17 protein-coding genes and 1 tRNA gene are annotated in these 19076 nt (G+C 38.6%); 3 read left to right on the top strand and 15 right to left on the bottom strand.

From position 1 onward, the window contains the following. Positions 1-120 precede the first annotated feature (120 nt). The 11 genes from RI844_RS01430 to RI844_RS01380 form a co-directional block, all read right to left on the bottom strand. Positions 121-1095 (bottom strand): transposase, encoded by a 975-nt coding sequence (locus tag RI844_RS01430; RefSeq protein ID WP_348396701.1) that lies wholly within the window; start codon positions 1093-1095, stop codon positions 121-123. 137 nt (positions 1096-1232) lie between these two features. Beyond that, positions 1233-1502, bottom strand: a complete 270-nt coding sequence (gene rpsO / locus RI844_RS01425) for a 30S ribosomal protein S15 (RefSeq protein ID WP_348396700.1) — start codon at positions 1500-1502, stop codon at positions 1233-1235. 130 nt (positions 1503-1632) lie between these two features. Beyond that, on the bottom strand, positions 1633-2586 hold the full coding sequence (truB, locus tag RI844_RS01420; protein ID WP_348396699.1) for a tRNA pseudouridine(55) synthase TruB: 954 nt from the start codon (positions 2584-2586) through the stop codon (positions 1633-1635). Between the two features lie 3 nt (positions 2587-2589). Further along, positions 2590-3006 (bottom strand): 30S ribosome-binding factor RbfA, encoded by a 417-nt coding sequence (gene rbfA, locus RI844_RS01415; protein ID WP_348396698.1) that lies wholly within the window; start codon positions 3004-3006, stop codon positions 2590-2592. A 55-nt stretch (positions 3007-3061) separates the two neighbouring features. Continuing rightward, complete coding sequence (infB, locus tag RI844_RS01410) at positions 3062-5713, bottom strand: translation initiation factor IF-2 (protein ID WP_348396697.1); 2652 nt, start codon at positions 5711-5713, stop codon at positions 3062-3064. Between the two features lie 23 nt (positions 5714-5736). After that, the gene (gene nusA / locus RI844_RS01405) at positions 5737-7230 is read right to left on the bottom strand and encodes a transcription termination factor NusA (RefSeq protein WP_348396696.1); all 1494 of its coding nucleotides are present in this window, start codon (positions 7228-7230) and stop codon (positions 5737-5739) included. Positions 7231-7268: 38 nt separating this feature from the next. Beyond that, positions 7269-7724, bottom strand: coding sequence for a ribosome maturation factor RimP (rimP, locus tag RI844_RS01400; RefSeq protein ID WP_348396695.1), 456 nt, complete (start codon positions 7722-7724; stop codon positions 7269-7271). Between the two features lie 361 nt (positions 7725-8085). Next, positions 8086-8856 (bottom strand): alpha/beta hydrolase, encoded by a 771-nt coding sequence (locus RI844_RS01395; protein ID WP_348396694.1) that lies wholly within the window; start codon positions 8854-8856, stop codon positions 8086-8088. Between the two features lie 101 nt (positions 8857-8957). After that, entirely contained in the window at positions 8958-10823 is a 1866-nt protein-coding gene (locus RI844_RS01390) for an Lnb N-terminal periplasmic domain-containing protein (protein ID WP_348396693.1), read from the bottom strand. A 166-nt stretch (positions 10824-10989) separates the two neighbouring features. Next, positions 10990-11481, bottom strand: a complete 492-nt coding sequence (locus RI844_RS01385; protein ID WP_348396692.1) for a DUF3015 domain-containing protein — start codon at positions 11479-11481, stop codon at positions 10990-10992. 157 nt (positions 11482-11638) lie between these two features. Beyond that, complete coding sequence (locus tag RI844_RS01380) at positions 11639-12229, bottom strand: protein-L-isoaspartate O-methyltransferase family protein (RefSeq protein WP_348396691.1); 591 nt, start codon at positions 12227-12229, stop codon at positions 11639-11641. A 212-nt stretch (positions 12230-12441) separates the two neighbouring features. On the opposite strand from RI844_RS01380, the gene RI844_RS01375 reads away from it, so the two are divergent. From RI844_RS01375 to RI844_RS01365, 3 genes are all read left to right on the top strand, one after another. Next, positions 12442-12966, top strand: coding sequence for an aminoacyl-tRNA deacylase (locus RI844_RS01375; protein ID WP_348396690.1), 525 nt, complete (start codon positions 12442-12444; stop codon positions 12964-12966). Positions 12967-13109: 143 nt separating this feature from the next. Further along, positions 13110-13334, top strand: coding sequence for a hypothetical protein (locus tag RI844_RS01370; protein WP_348396689.1), 225 nt, complete (start codon positions 13110-13112; stop codon positions 13332-13334). Positions 13335-13827: 493 nt separating this feature from the next. Beyond that, positions 13828-16128, top strand: a complete 2301-nt coding sequence (locus RI844_RS01365; protein ID WP_348396688.1) for a leucine-rich repeat domain-containing protein — start codon at positions 13828-13830, stop codon at positions 16126-16128. 259 nt (positions 16129-16387) lie between these two features. Here RI844_RS01365 and RI844_RS01360 read toward each other — a convergent pair. From RI844_RS01360 to glmM, 4 genes are all read right to left on the bottom strand, one after another. Next, positions 16388-16472: transfer RNA gene (locus RI844_RS01360), tRNA-Leu, on the bottom strand. Between the two features lie 23 nt (positions 16473-16495). Further along, entirely contained in the window at positions 16496-16843 is a 348-nt protein-coding gene (gene secG / locus RI844_RS01355; RefSeq protein ID WP_348398297.1) for a preprotein translocase subunit SecG, read from the bottom strand. A gap of 15 nt (positions 16844-16858) precedes the next feature. Beyond that, a complete protein-coding gene (gene tpiA, locus RI844_RS01350; protein WP_348396687.1) occupies positions 16859-17608 on the bottom strand; it encodes a triose-phosphate isomerase in 750 nt (249 codons plus the stop codon). 118 nt (positions 17609-17726) lie between these two features. Further along, positions 17727-19070, bottom strand: a complete 1344-nt coding sequence (glmM, locus tag RI844_RS01345; protein WP_348396686.1) for a phosphoglucosamine mutase — start codon at positions 19068-19070, stop codon at positions 17727-17729. Positions 19071-19076: the final 6 nt, after the last annotated feature.

The raw sequence follows: 19076 nt of genomic DNA, 5'->3' as shown, positions 1-19076 counted from the left end.
GCCAATAAAATTCCGTAAAACTTTAAATAAACGACTTGGATATCTAATCTCATGAGAAAGGTGCCTGTATCTCGAATTTTACACACACAGATCCAATAAATAGAGATTATTAATTGTTATTTATGCGCTTAATTTTTCACTTTGGTTTAAATTTGGCCTTCGTTTATATTGCTGGCGGTAATAATATCGTTCTAACGAATTGTGAGCGCCGACGGCTCCTTTAAAGATTGTTTCAAACTCTCTAGTAAGGTCTAGCCAATTATCTTCACGAATACTTAATCTAGATAATATTTTGTTATTGTTTTCATCTATGTATCCGCGTTTGTCATCTCGCATTGTTTTGCCCGTTTCATCAATGAGTTGTAAGTAATCTTTCAGTTGAAATGAAATGCCAGCAGCTTTGTGAGCCTTAACATGACCGGTAAATGGCAGTAGATAATTAGGCTGATTACCTTTGATTGTTGCTTGTATCCGCTTGTGAGCACTGGTAAATTCAGAGTCTTCAGGTAAATTAGCAATTTTCGCTCGCACAGGATTTAGATCAACATAGGCCATACATGATAGTAAAGCCGCTTCATCTAATAATGGTTGACTACCAAATCGGCCTTCCCAAAATCGACCTGTGCATTCATCCTCTGAATTTGCTCGTCGAGCAATATATTCATTTAAATCCCTCATAAACCAGCTAACATTAACTAGCCTTTTTCGATAACATTTCACTGTCTCATTAAAGGTTTCAGATAAATGAATACTCATATCCTCTCCTTTACAGTATTTTTTGGTTAATTGAGTACCAAAATGCAATTTATGCCAGCGATTTAATACTTCAAGATCAGTCCAAGATTTTGCTTTTTCAGGATTTATTTTAATGACTATATGAGTGTGATTGCTCATTATGGCGTAGGCACAAATATCAATGGCGTAAGCTTGCGATAGGAAGATAAGTCTTTTTTCTACCCAGCCTCGTCGGTGTTCATATGATTTATTTGTTTTAGAGTCTTTACCACATAAATATGCACGTCTTACACAACGTGATGTACAGTGGTAGTAAGGAGTATCGATTAAGCTGATTTGTTGCTTTCTGGGTTTTGGCATTTCATATTTCTCTTCCTTGAGTAATATATTAATACTAGGTTAAATTTGGAATATTTCTAATTACAGTGGGTGGCTATGTAATAAAAATAAAGCAAAAAAAAGAGCCATAAGGCTCTTTTTTTTAAATTGATTCAGTCTTAGCGACGTAAACCTAATTTACCGATTAAAGACGTGTAACGAGTTACGTTTTTGCCTTTTAAGTAATCAAGTAACTTACGACGTTGAGAAACCATGCGTAATAAACCACGACGAGAGTGGTGATCATGGATGTGCTCTTTGAAGTGACCTTGTAAATGGTTGATTTGTGTTGTTAACAAAGCAACTTGAACTTCTGGAGAACCAGTGTCACCTTCAGATTGTGCGTATTCTGCAACGATTGCAGCTTTTTCAGTAGCATTTAAAGACATAATGTATCCTTAGTGTTTAAGTTTAAAATCCCGCCAAGCCAAACACTAATTCAGCTGGGCGACAAAAGAGCGCGTATTCTAACAGCAAACCAGTACATTGCAAGTACTTTATGGCATGTCATGAATACGCTTATGAATCAGTTTTTTGATGATCAACTACGATTCGTTTCGGCGCTAACATACCATCGTCATTGATAATACCAACACCGATAAACTCTTGCTCTTCACCAACATATACTTTTAATAAAGTATCGGTTGCAGGGGCATTAGTTATCATAACAGGATTACCAAAGCGTAAATAACGCGCTGATTCAGCGTCAATAGTTACTGAGTCTAGTATGTAAACGGCAGTATCCATTGGTAACAATAGCTTATCGAGTACTTCAGATGGACTAATGTTCTGCTCTTTAGCATCATTAAGGAGCGTTTCTAATTGCTCCATAGTGACCATTTTATCAACCGGATAGTTTCCAACGGCAGTACGGCGTAACATACTTACATGAGCACCGCAGCCTAACAGTTCGCCTAAATCATCAATAATAGTACGAATGTATGTACCTTTTGATACGTGAATTTCTAAATCGACTTCATCGCCTTCAAAGCGCAGTAAATCTAACCTGAAAACAGTGATATCACGTGCTTCACGTTCAATGGTAATGCCTTCGCGAGCATATTTATATAAAGGCTGGCCCTTATGTTTTAACGCCGAGTACATTGATGGTACTTGTTTCGTCTCGCCACGAAACGACTCTAACGCAGGTAATAATTCAGTTTCAGTAATGTTTACCGGTTTTTCTGCAACAATTTCACCATCAGCATCACTAGTGGTTGTACGAATACCTAGTTTAGCAGTAACGATATAGGTTTTATCAATATCTAATAGAAATTGAGAAAACTTGGTACCTTCTCCAAAACAGATTGGCAGCATCCCCGTAGCCAATGGATCTAGTGCACCAGTATGTCCTGCTTTATTGGCAAAATAAATACGTTTTGCGGCTTGCAGCGCTGAATTTGAAGACATTTCATAAGGCTTATCAAGTAACAAAACACCGTCTATTTGACGGCCTTTTCTGCGCTTGCCCATTACTTAGTCTTCCTGCTTATCAGTTGATGCTTCATCTTGTTCATCAGTTGTTTGTGCTTTACGTTCATCTTCAGCGATAACTTGATCAACAATAGTAGTCATACGCACACCTTCAACTAAAGATTTATCATATTCAAATCTTAGGTTTGGCATAATACGAGCACGTAACGTTTTTGCTAATAATGAACGAATAAAACCAGCAGCATCATTTAAGATCGCTAATGATTCTTTTACCTTTGACTGGTCATCATTAAAAAAAGTTACAAATACCTTGGCGTAAGCAAGGTCGCGGGTAACTTCAACCGCTGATACTGTTAGCATTCCTAAACGTGGATCTTTTATTTCACGTTGTAAAATAACAGCAATTTCTTTTTGGATTTGTTGTCCAACTCGATCAGTACGAGCATATTCTCTAGCCATTTTGACTCCAGAAACAAAAATAGGGGCTAAGCCCCTATTTTATTAAACTTAAATATTACAGGGTACGTTGAATTTCAACCGTTTCGAATACTTCGATTTGGTCACCAACCCTAACATCATTATAGTTCTTAACACCGATACCACATTCAATACCGTTACGAACTTCCTGTACATCATCTTTAAAGCGACGTAATGACTCTAATTCACCTTCGTAAATTACAACGTTTTCACGTAATACGCGAATTGGCGCGCTTCGTTTGATGATACCTTCAGTAACCATACAACCAGCGATAGCACCAATTTTTGGTGATTTAAACACGTCACGCACTTCTGCAAGACCAATGATTTCTTGTTTGAACTCAGGGGCAAGCATACCACTCATCGCTGACTTAACTTCATCAATCAATGCATAGATAACACTGTAGTAGCGTAAGTCTAAGTTTTCAGACTCAATAACTTTACGCGCAGATGCATCGGCACGAACGTTAAAACCAACCACAATAGCGTTAGACGCCGCAGCAAGTGAAGCATCAGTTTCGGTAATACCACCAACACCAGAGCCAACAATTTTAACTTTAACTTCGTCTGTAGATAACTTAATTAAAGAATCAGAGATTGCTTCAAGTGAACCTTGAACGTCTGATTTAAGAACAACGTTAACTTCAGAAACATCACCTTCAGCCATGTTAGCAAACATGTTTTCAAGCTTAGCTTTTTGTTGACGAGCAAGTTTAACATCGCGGAACTTACCTTGACGGAATAACGCAACTTCACGTGCTTTTTTCTCATCTTTAACAACGGTAGCTTCATCACCAGATTGTGGTACACCACTTAATCCTAAAATTTCAACTGGAATTGAAGGACCTGCAGTAGTAATGGTTTTACCATTTTCATCGCGCATTGCACGAACACGTCCATATTCTAGACCACAAAGTACGATATCACCTTGGTTCAATGTTCCTTCTTGAACTAAAACCGTAGCAACTGGACCACGACCTTTATCAAGTTTAGATTCAACAACTACACCACCAGCCATTTTATCAACAACAGCAGTTAATTCTAATACTTCAGCTTGTAGTAGAACAGCGTCTAATAAGTCATCAATACCTAAGCCGGTTTTTGCTGAAACATGAACGAATTGAATGTCACCACCCCATTCTTCAGAAAGTACGTCGTGTTGAGATAATTCACTACGAACACGTTCAGTATCAACACCTTCTTTATCCATTTTGTTAACGGCAATAATAATAGGCGCATCAGAAGCTCTAGCATGTTGAATTGCTTCAACAGTTTGCGGCATTACACCATCATCGGCAGCAACTACGATAATTACGATATCGGTCGCTTTAGCACCACGTGAACGCATGGCAGTAAACGCAGCATGACCTGGAGTATCTAAAAACGTCACCATACCGTGACCAGTTTCTACATGATAAGCACCAATATGTTGAGTAATACCACCAGCTTCGCCATCTGCTACTTTAGCTTTACGAATGTAATCCAGTAATGAAGTTTTACCATGATCTACATGGCCCATTATAGTTACAACAGGTGCACGAGTAATCGCATCACCAGTAGGACCACGGTCTTCAAGTACAGCATCTTCTAATGCATTTTCATTTACCAATACAACGTTATGGCCCATTTCTTCTACAACCAACGATGCTGTTTCTTGGTCAATTACTTGGTTAATGGTTGCCATAGCGCCCATTTTGAACATCACTTTCACAACTTCAGCGCCTTTAACTGCCATTTTATCAGCAAGTTCAGCAACAGAAATAGTTTCGCCAATACGAATTTCACGTTCAACCGCTTTCGCTGGTTTAGTAAAGCCGTGTTGTAAAGATGTAGGAGCATTTAAAGACATTTTGCCTTTTCTGCCGCCTTTATTGCGAGCGCCACGAGCATCTTTTTGTCCGCCTTTTTTCTTCTTACGACGACGGCCACTAGATTCATCTTGTTGGTCAACTTTATCTTCAGCTTCTTGAGCGTAAACAGAAGAAGTTACATGAACAACCTCTTTTTCTTTCTTCTTACGCTCAGCTTCTTGTTCTTTCCAACGAGCTTCATTTTCTTCAGCAAGTTTTTTAGCAGCTTCTGAAGATTTAAGTGCTTCTTCTTCAGCTTTTGCTGCGGCTTCAGCTTCTTGAGCCAAACGAATTTTTTTCTCTTCTTCGTTTTCAACTTTAGGTGCTGGAGCGGGCTCGGCTGCTTTTGCTGCTTTCGCTTTTTCTTTAGCTATTGCATCAGCTTCTGCTTTAGCAGCAGCTTTAGCTTTGTTTTCTGCATCTAATTTAGCTTTCGCTTCGGCAGCAACTTTTTCAGCTTCTGCGGCTGCAACTTTAGCTTGTTCTTCGGCTTCTGCTGCAGCTTTCGCTTCTGCTTCTGCTTGTGCTTTAAGCTCTAAATCACTCGCTTTAACATAAGTTCGCTTCTTACGAACTTCAACTTGAACTTGCTTAGCTTTTGAACCAGAGCCAATTGAAAGCGTAGATTTAGTCTTACGGTTTAAAGTCATTCGCGTAGGTTCCGCATTTGACGTATCACCATGTTGTTTTTTCAAGTATTCAAGTAACGTTTCTTTTTCATGATCGGTTACGCTGTCACTTGCTGATTTGTTAATACCGGCATCGGCTAATTGGCTTACAAGACGAGCTTCGTCAGTGCCAATTTCACTAGCAAGTTGTTTTATTGTTACATCTGTCATTAAATTCTATCTCCTGCTAGGGTCTATTCTTCGTTAAACCAGCATATGTTACGTGCAGCCATAATTAATTCGCCAGCTTTAGCTTCATCAAGCTCTTCAATGTCGGCAATCTCGTCAACGCCTTGCTCGGCTAAATCTTCAAGGGTAATTACACCGCGACTTGCTAATACAAATGCTAAATGTTTTTCCATACCTTCAAGGTTTAATAAATCATCAGCAGGTTCAGCATCTTCAAGTGATTCTTCAGAAGCTAGGGCTGCAGTAGTTAGTGCAGCTTTAGCGCGCTCACGTAACTCTTCAACGATATCTTCATCAAGACCATCAATTTCTAATAATTCAGACACAGGTACGAAAGCAATCTCTTCTAGTGAAGTGAAACCTTCGTCGACTAACATAGTGGCAAAATCTTCGTCCAAGTCTAACTTCTCGGTGAAAAGGTTAAGAACTTTGTCGTTTTCAGCTTCATGTTTAGTTTTCATGTCTTCAACAGTCATTACGTTTAATTCCCAACCAGATAACTGGCTAGCTAAACGAATGTTTTGACCGCTTTTACCAATAGCCATAGCAAGATTATCTTCCTCTACAGCGATATCCATAGTGTTGTTATCTTCATCAACAATGATTGATGCTACTTCAGCCGGCGCCATAGCATTGATAACAAATTGTGCTGGGTTGTCATCGTATAATACGATATCAACACGCTCACCACCTAACTCACCAGAAACGGCTTGTACACGTGAACCACGCATACCAACACAAGCACCAACAGGGTCAATACGGCGGTCGTTAGATTTAACAGCTATTTTTGCACGAGAACCAGGATCACGAGCAGCACCTTTTATTTCCAGCATCTCTTCGCCAATTTCTGGTACTTCAACGCGGAACAATTCAATTAGCATCTCAGGTTTTGCACGACTTACAAATAATTGTGCGCCGCGTGCTTCTGGTTTAATTTCAAACAATAAACCACGAATACGATCGCCTGGACGAAACACTTCACGAGGAAGCATTTCATCGCGAAAGATAACTGCTTCAGCGTTATTACCTAAATCTAAAATAACACTTTCGCGGCTTGCCTTTTTAACAACACCAGTGATAATTTCACCAACCTGATCTTCGTATTCTGCAATAACCTTGGCACGTTCAGCTTCTCTAATTTTTTGTACAATAACTTGTTTTGCAGTTTGCGTAGTTATACGGTCAAACTTAACTGACTCAATTTGATCTTCAACAAAACCACCTAACTCAAGAGTTTCATCATCATATTGCGCTGCGGCTAACCCCATTTGTGCGTATGGGTTTTCCATTTCTGCATCGTCAGCAATAACTTCCCAACGACGGAAAGTATCAAACTCACCACTTTCACGGTCAATTTCAACACGAACTAAAATTTCGCCTTCGTATTTTTTTTTGGTTGCTGTTTCTAAGGCTGTTTCCATTGCCTCAAAAATGCTTTCACGTGATAATGCTTTCTCATTTGAAACAGCATCTACAACCAGTAATATTTCCTTACTCATTCTACTTAGCCTCTCTTATAATCTTTACTACTAAATTCTTAAAATTTTGCAATTAGATTACCCTTGTCAATATTTGACACTGGTAATTCATAATCTTGACCATCAACAACAACGATTAAATTGTCTCCTTCAATGGCTTCTAATATACCTTTAAACTTACGGCGGCCATTTAATGGCATACCAAGTTTAACTTCTACTGTTTCACCAATTACTTGCTCATATTGAGGCTTGGTAAATAATGGGCGATCTACACCAGGAGATGAAACCTCCAAGTTATATTCGCTACTAATTGGGTCTTCAACATCTAAAATTGCGCTAACTTGGCGTGAAACTTCGGCGCAGTTATCAACATCGATACCGTTTTCATGATCGATATACAAACGTAAAACTGAATTATTACCAGCACTAATAAATTCTAATCCTAATAGTTCCACACCTGTCATTTCAACAGATGGACGTAACATTTCAGTTAATTTTTGTTCAAAATTACTCAATCATTTTCTCCAAAAACAAAAAATGGGCATATAGCCCAATAACAGTACCAACCTTGTTGATACTACAATTCAAAAGCAAATTTGTATTTCAGTTTATAATCAACTTACTAAACTGCAGATACAAAAAAGCCCCTATTCACGCGGGGCTTAAAGTTACAACCCTTTGTGTACAAGTAATAGAAATTGGTAGGTATCTACCATGAATTATCTAATACAGGCACGTGAAACTTGAGGAATTTAACCTTAGAGTTGTAGGGGAAAAAACCATTCCACGTCAAAGCTGGTTGAATTATATATCCGAAGTGAATAATTCGCAATACCAAGCTGGGACAAAACACCGTTAAGTGTTGAAAAGTTCAATTTATTTACTTGAAATTTTAACTTTTTGATAGCGTTGCATGAATTCAACCAATAACTGTTGGTTGCCAACATCGGAAAAGGTTGAAATATGATCACCATTATAACTTAATAATGCTTTCGGCTGTTTTGCTTTAGCCAGTAATATCTGCGAATGTTGATAAGGAATAATGCGATCTTGTTTACCGTGGATAATTAATAAAGGGGTCGGTGATATTTTATCCACTACATCAATTAAATCAAAATCATCTGGCATCGACCAAACAACTGGATACTGAATCAGCCAGGTTACCCAGCTTTGACTAGCAACATGTTGGCTGGCATCCGCATAAGAGCTGAACGCTGAGTCGAGAATTACCGCCGATAATTTATCGCGCATTTTTGGCTGACTACCTACAAGAAAACCAGACATAGATGCGCCAAGGCTTTGGCCCAATATATATAAAGGTTTATTCTGAGTGCCAGGGTGATTAACTATGTACTCAAAGCCTACATTTATATCAGTTAAAACGTCACTAAGTAATGGTGTTCCAGTCGATTTGCCATAACCTCTATAGTCAAGTAAAAAAACTTGATAGCCCTGCTCTGGTAACCAGTAAACGGATGCTAAATGCTGGGATATATTTTGTGCATTGCCATGTAAGAAATAAACAGTACCTTTAACTTCCTTACCTTCATCGACAGCTAAAAACCAGCCATTAAGTTTAGTGCCACCCGTTGAATCTAGATACACGTCATCATAAGACAACTCAACATCAGCCGGCGTTCTCACCATGTCCTTGCTTGGATAAAACAATAATCCTTGGCAACCCGATAATGTACACAACAGGAACAGTGTTAATAAATGGGGATAAATTGCTTTTACATTATTCAAAATTAGAAGTAACCGCGAACAGATAAACCAAATTCTTCATAATCGATATCATCATTATGACTCCTTTTTGCATGCACTCTAAGAGCGTGATCATTTGATAAAGCCCAGTTGTGTTCAAGTTTATAAACCGTGCGGCTTTTATCATCAATAAATTTATAATGTGCTACCGTTAGAAGCGTTTTGCTGTTTTGCCAAGTATTTAAATATCCTATTTCAACACCTGGCGCTATTCCCCAAATATTAACTAACCCTTCATTATATTCTACCCGTCCAGTTGTCATTAAAAACAACCTATCCTGCCCAAACAACTCATAACTAAGGCCGCCTCCACCATGGGCCTGAACTACTAATTCATCTTCCATATTTGTCCATTGGCGTTCGATACCTATATTGGCTTGCCATGACCATGGTTGAATATAATCCATTCTAGGAGATAATGAGGTAATATCTAATAATTCTGCTTGCTGTAATTGCAAGGAATCATCAATAGCACGTAGGGCTATAGTCCCCATATTCAAAGACATACCGTTATCATACCCGGCCATATTATCGAGTAAATCGTGATAACTAGCGCGATAGGTTAAATCGACAAACGCATGTTCATTACTTTCCCCCAGCTTAACTGACAACATAGTAGTGTCATGACCTAAGTCAGGCCTATATGGGCGTTTTGGCTCTGGGGGTTGGATTGCCGAATGCTTACGCATCATTTGTAATAATTGAAAACTACGTTTTGACACCGCTTTGGTCCGTTCATCTTTATTGGTTAAATAACGAATCAAACGATAGCTTGCATGAACAATTTTTGTTTTTTCTGTAACCGTTAAAGAATGAAATTCATTGGAGTCACGCACCGAAATATCATTTGATAGTTTAATTGCTAATTCACGATGCTTTTCATTGAGATGATTCAGCTGATTATCTAAATGAGTCCGTGCCGATGGCCTGTAGTGCACATCTGTGACTAAACCTTTGTCATGTACAACGCGAACAGTATCAATGGGTATGGCAACTCCTGGAAATTCATCAACAAGCTTAGCCGTTGGTCTGGCGATATCAATCAATTCCAGTAATCGGTACGCACAGTTTTCATCAAAGAAATAATAATCAAAATTTATTCCTCTAAGCTCCCAAACATGGGCAAGCATAATATCAACTTCATCACTGGTTAAGTTAAGTTTATATTCCCACAAATCGCGATTTTCTGCGCGGTTATATTCTTTAATTTTTTCAAAATATGGATTTGATGCGAAATTGCCAGGATAGCCCCCTCCCAGCCCTTTAATACTATAAATTAAACCATTTTCATTGACCGGAATATTAGCGCCAAAATTTATCGCATGGGAAAGCAAGGTTGAATTATTTTCAACATTATATGGGTCAAACCTTATAAAGGTATGACCGTACATAGAAGATGGACTGTTTAATTGACTAGATGCATAGACAAGTACCACAGTTTCAGTATTTAGATCTTTTCGCCAAGACTTGTACTCGTTGCATTCAGGCTTAGGGAACGTTGCTAATAGTTCAGGCTCCTTTTCGCTTAACCATTTTAAGCGTGCAGGAAATAAACATTGCGACTCGGGAGTGTTTTTAAATGCTGAAAGCGTTGAAGTCAATTCAGCAAATGGGTTTTCTTTGCCATCATCGGCAAAAAAGAACCGGTTATCATCAACAAAACTTTGATAACCAGATTGGACATCATTTTTTTGATAATATAAAAGCGTTAACCAAAACTCATCATCGGCTAATAGCTGCTGTTGGCTACTAAGTTTTATATTTTGATCATTAAAGCCATTTTCAGCGAAAACTAAATTGCTTGTCACTAACCCCCACACAACATAAAGAGAGGCGAAACGTTTTTTCATATAACAATGACTACCGTTTTATTATTAATTAAATCGAAATTGTGGTTAAAACAATAACCAACAAAGCCATCTAGGCTTATGTTAGTTATACAGTTTCGTGAAGGAATTTAAAGAATTTTTTTCAAATAAAAGGGGCTTGGCAGCCCCTTATTCACATTGTTACAAATTACTGATCTGCAACAGTATATTTTGCAAGTTGCGCATCTTCTTCAAGAACAGTGAACATAGTTGCTACAACATGTTCTGTCGTTACATCTGCAGATGGGAACATTTTATCGAAGTTAGTATGTAAAGTGCGTTTGAAGTTAGCACGATCTTGTTCTTCAACCCCCATAGATACTGCAACAGCAGTGATAGCTTCACCGTCACCACGAGCAACATCTTCACTAAATTCATCCATGATCAAACTTACATCGATCATTTCTTTACCACCATAAGTTAAAGCACCAGATGTAGAGCAACCATTAGTACCAAAAGTCATACCAAAAGTAGCATTGCCTGTAGAGCCATTAGTCAGCGATGCCATTACATGTGTAGGAGTGCCAGATTGTCCTTCAAACAGCATATTCCCCCAACCACAATTAGGTCCACCAGGAGCTGCCGCTAAAGCAGATGAAGAAGCAGTTAAAAGAACTGCTGAAATTAAAATCTTTTTCATAATTTTTCCCTGTTTATATTTAGATTTATTGTATATTTTTTGCTTTGCAAGCATATGATTTACATCATAAAAACTGCTTATTAACAAGCAGTTCAGCTAACTGTAGTATATTTTAAAAGTTTTGTAAAAAAAATCACATGAAAATCAAACGCATTTATCAAATGACCAAAGGAACAAAAGCATAACCAGCATGCTTTCGACAATAATCTATTTTATCAGTTAAACTTTTTTTTAGCTCATAAATAATATGCTCGACAGGTATCACCATTTTTCCTTCTGGGGCCAACTGGGCGAGCAATTCGTGAGGTATTTGCTCAGTTGCAGCAGCACTGACCAATATTCGATCATAAGGGGCATAATCTAACAAGCCTAAGCTTTGCTCGGCAACAAAAAACTGAACATTACGACAACCAAAGCTAAGGCAGTTATGTTCACCCCAAAGTTTTAATTTAGAAATTCTTTCAACGCCATAGACTCGGCCAGAAGCACCGACCAAACATGATAATAATGCCGTACTCCAGCCAGAGCCTGAACCTACATCTAATACTTTATCGCCCTTTTGTGGCGCTAACCATAACAACATATTTCTGACGGTATATGGCTGGCTGATAGTTTGACCAAAACCAATTGAAAATGGCCTGTCTGAATCAGCCATATGACGTAATGATTCAGGCATAAAATGGCTGCGCTTCACTTTAACAAACGCCTGGTTAACACGCTGTATAAGTTTTGCGTCAATCTTTTTCATGCCATCAAACCCTCTTTAACATTACTTGTAAAAGTATAGCTGAACACGAAACATGGTCATGAAAGCACGACACATAAAAAATAAACAAAGTTTTTAAAACAATTCAATTTGCAAGAAGCTCAACAAGCAGTATTTTTGCCACAACAAGACCAGTAATCAACTAATATTGACTATACTTATAAATAGCGAAGTTGATAAAATAGGAGAGCAAAATGGCCATTTCAATTACCTTTGATGAGTACCTAGCCAAGAAAAAAGTAGATTATGAATTAGTCAAACATCGACGTACCAACTCCTCTCTAGACTCTTCCAACTCAGCCCATTTGCCAACAGCACAGGTTGCCAAGGCGATCGTCTTACAAAGTAATGAAGGTGATTACTTAATGGCTACCTTATCCGTCGGTCATAGACTATCAATCAGCCAAGTAAATAAACTAACCGGCAAAGAGTACCATTTGCTTAATGAGGTGCATTTAGGCGATATATTTACCGATTGTGAGCAAGGGGCAATTCCAGCGATAGGTTCAGCCTATAAAATGAATATGATGGTTGACGATGTCTTGCTTAATGCCGACCATGTTTATATCGAAGCGGGCGATCATCAAAACTTGGTTAAAATAAACCATCAGCAATATACTAAGTTGATGGAGGCTACGCCACATGGCAATATTTCAGGAGCGAATATTGGTACTCCCAAATGGGCAGAACACCTAAGTAGTGAGTGGTCTTTATCTTAAGTAGCTATAAACAGCTAAACTTTGATATTAAATGCTCCTGCTCTTGAGAGCATTATTTTTACAGTATAATGTCGTTAGTTTGACCATAACTTAAATGCCGCACTATACTTAAAAGTATAACGTGTTTTTAATAAGGAATTTTCATGGACGTTCAGCTTTTGGTTACCCAAACCGATTTTTGCATTCCCAACCTTGAGTGCGAACTGCAAAATGTTGGAGTCGAATATCATATTGATTATATTGAGTCTCATCCCGAACTAGTCAATGAATACAACATTAAACATTCACCCAATATTTTCGTTGACGGAAAACTCGTATTTCGACATCAACCGACAATAAATGAATTACAGGATTATTTCGGTAATTAAATTAACAATAACTCTTTAGTGTTGTATTACAGACATAAAAGCAGAGTCGTAGTTAATTTTAAATATAACTTAAGCGTCACGATGGACTCCATATTGATATTATTTAAATCCGTTTCTATCCCTGGTCTCTTAAGCGTTTAACTTAGGAAAGATACTGTTATTGATTGCTATGAAGTATTAAACTTATCGTCAATAGGTCAAATACCTTTCTCTATTTTAGCTACCATGAATAAATGCCCACTCTGCATCACTACTTGCGGATAACGACTTGAATAATCACATCAATGTCCCTTTATTAGAGCATAGAAGTAAGCGATATATCCCCCTTCCATCGGTTGTTCTCATAACAAACAGCAGCCGTTGACGATTATATAATTGACCAGATTTATTGTGTGTACTAACCTTAAAAAACACAGGGAAATGTTCAAAAAATAGCAATAATGTTTTATGACTCATTCCTAACATTAATAATTAAAAGCAGAAGGGAATTAGTATGAGTCGTTTTAATATACAATTAATAATCATTTTATTTGCAGCTCAATTAGTTGCTTGCAGTGGAGACAAACATTCAGAATCCACCCCAGCTGCAAATTCAGAACCCCCCACAGCGACAAATACAAATAAGACTCCTTCGGTTTATGCTGGCGATACTCAAACGATTATGGAGTTAAATGAGGTCACTTTAGTTGGTAGCGCTACGGATAGTGATGGTAGTATTAGCAGTTTTCAATGGAAGCAAACCGTAGGCACTCCAGCTACTTTAACTAATACAAATGTTGAAACAATCACTTTTATTGTCCCCGCTGTTGACACTAATGAAACCTTAACATTTGAGTTAACAGTAACCGATAATGAAGGAGCCACAGCCACTGCCACAGTAGATATTATGGTGACTAAGCTGCTTGTTAGTGATGTAATATCTCAAATATCGGATGCTAATTTTTTAGCTTGCCTGGCTGAGCAAACTGCAACTTACGTTGACCATGTAAAAAGTATTAGCTGTATTTCAAAGTCAATTACCAGTATTGACGGTATAGCAATCTTTACTTCTTTGGAACAACTTTGGCTATCTAGTAACCAACTAACTAGTGTGGATTTGAGCAGCAATACAGCATTGTTTGACCTTAACTTATCCGGTAACCAATTAACTAGTTTGAATGTAAGCAGCAATACCGCATTGTCTAACCTTAACTTATCCAGTAACCAATTAACTGGTGTTGATGTGAGCAGTAATACCGCATTGACTGACCTTGACCTATCGAATAACCTACTAACCAGTGTCGATGTAAGCAGTAATGCCGCATTAACTTACCTTGACCTATCGAATAACCTACTAACCAGTGTTGATGTAAGCAGTAATACCGCATTGACTGAACTTAAGCTTTATCATAACCAACTAACCAGTGTCGATGTGAGCAGCAATACCGCACTGAGCAAGCTTTATCTTTGGGAAAACCAACTAACCAACGTAGATGTGACTAGCAACACCGCATTGACTAAATTTGATCTTTCTAGTAACCAACTAACCAGCGTGGATGTGAGCAGTAATGCTGCATTAATTGAACTTGACCTATCGGGTAATCAACTAATCAGTATAGATGTGAGCAGCAATAGCGCATTGACTGACCTTGATCTATCGAATAACCAAATAGCCAACTTGGATGTGAGCGGTGCTAGCGCTTTAACGGACCTTGACCTATCCAGTAACCAACTAACAAGTATGGATGTAAACAGTAATACCGCTTTGACTGAGCTTGATATATCGAACAACCAATTAACTAGTGTCGATGTGAGCAGTAACACCGCATTGACTGAGCTTGATATATCGAATAACCAAATAACCAGTGTGAATGTAAGCAGTAATACCGCATTGACTGACCTTGGTCTATCGAATAACCAACTAACCAGTGTGAATGTAGGCAGTAATACCGCATTGACTGACCTTGATCTATCGAGTAACCAACTCACTAGTGTCGATGTGAGCAGTGATACTGCATTGATTGGCCTTGATCTATCAAATAATCAATTAACCAGTATCGATGTGAGCAGTAATACTGCATTGACTGAGCTTGATCTATCGAATAACCAGCTCACCAATGTAAATGTGAGCAGTAATATCGCATTGGCTGAGCTTGATCTATCGAATAACCAGCTCACCAATGTAAATGTGAGCAGTAATATCGCATTGGCTGAGCTTGGCCTATCGAATAATCAACTAACCAGTGTCGATGTGAGCAGTAATACTGCATTGACTGAGCTTGATCTAGCGAATAACCAACTCATAAGTGTCGATGTGGGCGGAAATACCGCATTGACCAAGCTTTATCTATCCAGAAACCAACTAGCCAACGTAGATGTAACTAGTAACACCGCATTGACCAAACTTTATCTATCCGGTAACCAACTAGCCAGTGTGGATGTGAACAATAATACCGCTTTGGCTGAGCTTGGTTTATCGTATAACCAACTAATCCAAGTGGATGTCAGCGATGCTACCGCATTGACTTACCTTGACCTATCCAATAACCAGCTAATCAGTATGGATGTAAGCATTAATACCGCTTTGACTGATCTTGATCTATCGAATAACCAATTAATCAGTGTAGATGTGGGCAGTAACAGAGCGTTGATAGACCTTGACCTATCCAGTAACCAGTTAAGTGCATCTCCTGTCGGTTTATCACAAATTCTCGATATTTCGGCAGATATCAATCTTTTAAATAACTCTTTTGATTCAAATGCGCAAGCGGAGTTAGATATTTTAAAAGCAACTTATTTGAACTTAGTTTACTAACAAGTCATATTAACTAGCGTTTGATATAAACGCTGGTTTAGCCTTTACTGACATTATCTCAATGAATCCATTCAGTGTGGAGTGTGGAGTAACACTTCTAACTACTTTAGTAGTACCAGCATTTACGATTTGATAGTGGTACTCCTAAAAAGTGTGGATTGAAAAAAATCTTATGAAATAGCTTGGGACATAAAAAAACCAGAGCACCTTACTTCTAAAGGTTACTCTGGTCTTTATTGGTTCTTAAAGAACCTTGTTTTGGTGCGTATGGAGAGACTCGAACTCTCACGCCGTGAAGCACAGCCCCCTCAAGGCTGCGTGTCTACCAATTCCACCACATACGCTAATTTTTTAGAGGAGCGATGGTTTAGTTTGGTACGTCGCTTTCTTTTTGATCTTCGCTTACTGGTACGTCAGTAGCAGGGGCAACACTTTCAGTTTGCTCGGCGCCGCCTAAGTTACTCCACTCTTCAGTCGCTTTAGTGCGCTGTGCAGTAAGGTTACCTAAAAATAAGCTTAATACGAAAAACAGTGTGGCAAGAATACCAGTAGTTTTAGTCATGAAGTTACCAGAACCACTTGAACCAAAGATAGTTGCTGATGAACCCGCGCCAAATGAAGCGCCCATGTCTGCACCTTTACCTTGCTGGATTAAGATAAACCCAACTAAGATAAGTGCGATAATTAAATAAGCAACGATTAATATTTGATACAACATTATTTCTAAATCCTATACTGCTTGGCAGATTTTTTTAAATTCTTCAACGTTTAAACTCGCACCGCCTATCAGACCACCGTCGATATCAGCTTGAGCAAATAATTCTTCACAGTTTTTCGCATTAACACTACCACCATAAAGTAGCGGTACTTGTTGTGCTACATCAGCATCAAAACTAGCTAAGTAGTTACGAATAAACTCATGGGTTTGCTGAGCAATCTCAGCAGATGCAGTTTTACCAGTTCCGATAGCCCAAACAGGCTCGTAGGCAACAACTATATTTTTAAAACTTTCAATGCCAACTTTAGCAATGACTGGTGCAAGTTGATAACTAAGTCTAGCTTCTGTCTGACCATTCTCACGTTCTTTAAGGGTTTCACCAATACATAAAATTGGCGTTAAACCACTCGCTAGAGCATAAGCAATTTTTTCAGTAACAAGCTCTGAACTGTCTTGAAACATCGCGCGACGTTCAGAATGACCAACAATCACGTATTGTACCTGTAAATCATTCAGCATTAAAGCTGAAATCTCACCGGTAAAGGCACCTTTTTCATTTTCATTAATATTTTGGGCGCCACAAGCAATTTGGCTGTTGCTAATATTTGCTCTTATTAAAGCTAAATAAGGAGCTGGAGGGCAAATAACCACTTGATGATTAGCATTAAACTCTTCATCATTTAAGCCACGACACATTTGTGCTGCAAGCTCTGCATTACCATTCATTTTCCAATTAGCGGCAACTATTGTTTGTCTACTCATAGTATTTCCCTTAATAAAACGGCGAGATATTATCGAACTCAAAGCTAAGTTACAAGAGATTAAATTAGCAAGCCGTTTTTTTGCTTATTTTTACAGCAACTAATCGAACTATATTAGATTAATGTTGTGCATCAACAGCTTTAACCTGATCGGCAATAATGTTTGCTAAACGTGCCACTTCATCCATCTCAGGACCTTCAACCATCACCCGAATAAGAGGCTCCGTGCCTGATTTGCGCAATAACACTCGACCAGTCCCTGCTAACTCATTTTCAACATCAATAACACTTTGCTTAACCGCATCGTCATTAAGCGGGTCGGTTTTACCGCTAAAACGAACATTAACAAGAATTTGCGGCAACATAGTCATACCAGTACGTAGCTGGGTTAACGTTTTGCCCGATTGGCAGAGGGCTTCAAGTACATTTAAAGCGGCAATAATACCGTCACCGGTTGAGGTGCAATTAAGGTTGATGATATGGCCAGAGTTTTCTGCGCCTAATTGCCAGCCTTTAGCTTTTAATTGTTCCATGACATAGCGGTCGCCAACTTTGGCTCGGCTAAAATCGATACCCAAGTCCTTTAACGCAAGTTCTAAACCCATATTGCTCATTAAAGTACCAACAACGCCACCTTTAAGCTTGCCTTGTTGTTGGGCATTTTTAGCGATGATATAGATGATTTCATCACCATCAATGACATCACCGTTTTGGTCAACCATCATTAAGCGATCGCCATCACCATCAAGTGCAATACCCAGGTCGGCTTGTTCTTTAAGTACCAACTTTGAAATATTGGTCATTGAGGTAGCACCACAATCATCATTGATGTTTGTACCATTTGGTTCACAAGCAAATTCGATAACTTCTGCACCTAATTCGCGAAACACACTTGGAGCAATATGATAAGTTGCGCCATTGGCACAATCGACAACAATTTTCATGCCATTTAATGAGTACTCTGACGGGAAGTTACTTTTACAAAATTCAATGTAACGTCCAGCGGCGTCATCAATGCGAACTGCTTTGCCTAATTTAGCAGAGTGAACACAATCCATTTCTTCATCAATCATCGCTTCAATGGCGTGCTCAACTTCATCAGGAAGCTTTTCACCGGTCGTTGAAAAGAATTTTATGCCATTATCGTAAAATGGATTATGTGAGGCACTGATCACAATACCGGCTTCTGCGCGAAACGTTTTCGTTAAATATGCTACAGCAGGTGTTGGCATAGGGCCCATTAAGCCAATATCTATTCCAGCCGCAGAAAAACCGGCTTCTAAGGCTGATTCAAGCATATAGCCAGATATACGGGTATCTTTACCTATTAATACTTTTTTAGTGCCACGGGTTGCTAATACCTTACCGGCAGCCCAGCCTAATTTCATTACAAATTTAGGCGAAATTGGATCTTTGCCAACTAAACCACGTACACCATCTGTTCCAAAGTATTTTCTCGACACGTAAAT

Source organism: Thalassotalea fonticola, from assembly GCF_032911225.1.
Lineage (GTDB): Bacteria > Pseudomonadota > Gammaproteobacteria > Enterobacterales > Alteromonadaceae > Thalassotalea_A > Thalassotalea_A fonticola.
Note: the sequence above shows the minus strand (reverse complement) of the source record. Positions and strands in the feature narration are given on the sequence as shown.

Excerpts from the sequence above, each read along its gene's own strand:
- RI844_RS01430 (WP_348396701.1), bottom strand. The coding sequence starts at position 1,095 with ATGCCAAAACCCAGAAAGCAACAAATCAGCTTAATCGATACTCCTTAC.
- rpsO (WP_348396700.1), bottom strand. The coding sequence starts at position 1,502 with ATGTCTTTAAATGCTACTGAAAAAGCTGCAATCGTTGCAGAATACGCA.
- truB (WP_348396699.1), bottom strand. The coding sequence starts at position 2,586 with ATGGGCAAGCGCAGAAAAGGCCGTCAAATAGACGGTGTTTTGTTACTT.
- rbfA (WP_348396698.1), bottom strand. The coding sequence starts at position 3,006 with ATGGCTAGAGAATATGCTCGTACTGATCGAGTTGGACAACAAATCCAA.
- infB (WP_348396697.1), bottom strand. The coding sequence starts at position 5,713 with ATGACAGATGTAACAATAAAACAACTTGCTAGTGAAATTGGCACTGAC.
- nusA (WP_348396696.1), bottom strand. The coding sequence starts at position 7,230 with ATGAGTAAGGAAATATTACTGGTTGTAGATGCTGTTTCAAATGAGAAA.
- RI844_RS01395 (WP_348396694.1), bottom strand. The coding sequence starts at position 8,856 with ATGGTGAGAACGCCGGCTGATGTTGAGTTGTCTTATGATGACGTGTAT.
- RI844_RS01390 (WP_348396693.1), bottom strand. The coding sequence starts at position 10,823 with ATGAAAAAACGTTTCGCCTCTCTTTATGTTGTGTGGGGGTTAGTGACA.
- RI844_RS01385 (WP_348396692.1), bottom strand. The coding sequence starts at position 11,481 with ATGAAAAAGATTTTAATTTCAGCAGTTCTTTTAACTGCTTCTTCATCT.
- RI844_RS01380 (WP_348396691.1), bottom strand. The coding sequence starts at position 12,229 with ATGAAAAAGATTGACGCAAAACTTATACAGCGTGTTAACCAGGCGTTT.
- RI844_RS01375 (WP_348396690.1), top strand. The coding sequence starts at position 12,442 with ATGGCCATTTCAATTACCTTTGATGAGTACCTAGCCAAGAAAAAAGTA.
- RI844_RS01370 (WP_348396689.1), top strand. The coding sequence starts at position 13,110 with ATGGACGTTCAGCTTTTGGTTACCCAAACCGATTTTTGCATTCCCAAC.
- RI844_RS01365 (WP_348396688.1), top strand. The coding sequence starts at position 13,828 with ATGAGTCGTTTTAATATACAATTAATAATCATTTTATTTGCAGCTCAA.
- tpiA (WP_348396687.1), bottom strand. The coding sequence starts at position 17,608 with ATGAGTAGACAAACAATAGTTGCCGCTAATTGGAAAATGAATGGTAAT.